Genomic DNA, 1913 nt, shown 5'->3' with positions numbered 1-1913 from the left:
GCTCTTGAATTCGAGCAGCTCGGCGGCCTTGTGCGAGACGTCGATCAGCCGGTTGGCGGCATAGGGGCCGCGGTCATTGACGCGGACGATCAGCGACTTGCCGTTGGCGAGATTGGTGACGCGGGCGTAGCAGGGCATCGGCAGGGTCGGATGGGCGGCGCTGAGCGAATCCATGTCGAACACTTCGCCATTGGCGGTGAGCCGGCCGTGGAAATCGTCGCCGTACCAGGACGCCAGGCCCTCGGCGCGGTAGTTGACGTCCTCCTCGGGCACATAGACCCGGCCGCCGACCACATAGGGCTTGCCGACTCGATAGGTGCCGCCACCCTTCGGAACGGGGTCGCCATAGGCGACCACCCGCGGGCTGGTGGACACGCCGTATTTGGGATCGACACGGCTCGCGAACTGATTCGACGAGGCGCAATTGGCCAGCGTCAGGCACGCGGCGACAGCCGCGACGCAACGCGCCGCCCGCACCACCTGCTCTGAGCGTAGATTCCCCATTCGCCCCAAATTGACCATCGCGCCGCGCACCTGCCACGACGGCGGCTGTGCCGGCAAGTTCGTCGGTGCAGCCCCACTACCGCACCAAGCCCGAACGATACCGCAATGGGAACACGGCGGAAATGGGGAGAGGCCGTCCGTGCTCCACCGTGGTGAACGAATGGTTGCCAAGACCGGCAGCCAAGACCGGCAGCCAAGACTGGTCGCCAAGACTCGTGGCCAAGACTCGCTGCCAAGACCGGCTGCGAAGACCGGCTGCGAAGACCGGCTGCGAAGACCGGCTGTCATGGCAGCCCGGCGATCTGCCCGAGAGCGCCATGCTCTCTCACAGCCCGGTCCCCGCACGCGTTTGCCACAGCTGTTGCACAAAATCCTCGGTCGGGCCCGATTGTCGAATGGCGCGGCGAAATCCTTTTGACTGTGCAGGGGTGCACGGCGTTTGGTTCGCGTGGGGCGCGAAGGATGATTGCGATGATCGAGACAGTTACAGCTTTGATGGGCCTGGTTGGCGCCGGGATTTTCCTCGCCCATGCATTTGAGAGTGTGCTCTTCCGGGCCTGACCGGAGGATCCGGCACGCACGCCTTTTCAAGATCGCTCGTTCCGAAAGTTTTAATCAATTCGGATGAGCCTCGCGAAACGGAGGGTGTTATCATGCGTAACCAGGATTTGGTTTCCCGCGGCTTCCTCGCACTGACCGCCGCGGGACTCGTATTGCTCTGCTCCAGCCTGCTGGCCTTTGCCCTGGCCTGACAGCACGAGGCGCGCGGGTCTGCCCGCTCCGCAGGCAATCGTTGCCTCCACGATGATCTTGGCGAACAAGGGCGGCTCTCGTACAAGTGATTGAATTTCCGGCGTTGCAGCCAGACCAAACGGAGATGTGATCATTTCGCGAGGCAAACGACGATGTTGGCCGAAAAATTTTTTCTGGTTCTGGAATCCCTGATCAAGAGTCGGTCGTACGCCGACGGCGCGCCGCGCGTGGTCTCGACCTCGCCCCACATCCCGGCCAGGTTGCCCGCCGCCAAACCGGACTGAGGCGCCGCATCGAGACGCCCCGCGGAGTCGTCGCCTGGTTTGGCCGCCGGCCGCCTTCTGGCTGATCGCAGCACGCGGTTCGAATCGGCTCGTCCCGACAACCCGTCCTTGATCTTCCCGCCGCTCAATGATTGATGTCCGGCAACGGAAGGGTGGCCGAGTGGTTTAAGGCACCGGTCTTGAAAACCGGCGTGCCCGCAAGGGTACCGTGGGTTCGAATCCCACCCTTTCCGCCAACATGCGGTTGTCCGGCCCGGATAGATGGGTAACAGATCGTACCTAAGACATAGGTGACAACCGCGTGCCGATCGGGTTGTCGAGGGGTTTCACGGTCATTTACTCCGAAGTCGATGCCAATCTGACGCCGACGGC

General features: G+C 63.1%; 2 protein-coding genes and 1 tRNA gene. 2 read left to right on the top strand and 1 reads right to left on the bottom strand.

The features are described from left to right. Positions 1-504 (bottom strand): septal ring lytic transglycosylase RlpA family protein (locus WCB02_RS23040; protein WP_423961744.1); only part of this gene is annotated, 504 nt, incomplete at its 3' end. A gap of 905 nt (positions 505-1409) precedes the next feature. Between WCB02_RS23040 and WCB02_RS23035 the strand changes: the two genes are divergently transcribed. Together WCB02_RS23035 and WCB02_RS23030 are read left to right on the top strand one after the other, a co-directional pair. Further along, positions 1410-1541, top strand: a complete 132-nt coding sequence (locus tag WCB02_RS23035) for a hypothetical protein (RefSeq protein ID WP_423961743.1) — start codon at positions 1410-1412, stop codon at positions 1539-1541. A gap of 146 nt (positions 1542-1687) precedes the next feature. Then, a tRNA-Ser gene (locus WCB02_RS23030) sits at positions 1688-1777 on the top strand. Positions 1778-1913 lie beyond the last annotated feature (136 nt).

Origin of the sequence: Bradyrhizobium sp., from assembly GCF_049581145.1 — a bacterium.
Taxonomy (GTDB): Bacteria; Pseudomonadota; Alphaproteobacteria; order Rhizobiales; family Xanthobacteraceae; genus Bradyrhizobium.
The sequence above is the reverse complement of the archived record's forward strand: the minus strand, read 5'-3'. Positions and strand labels throughout refer to the sequence as shown.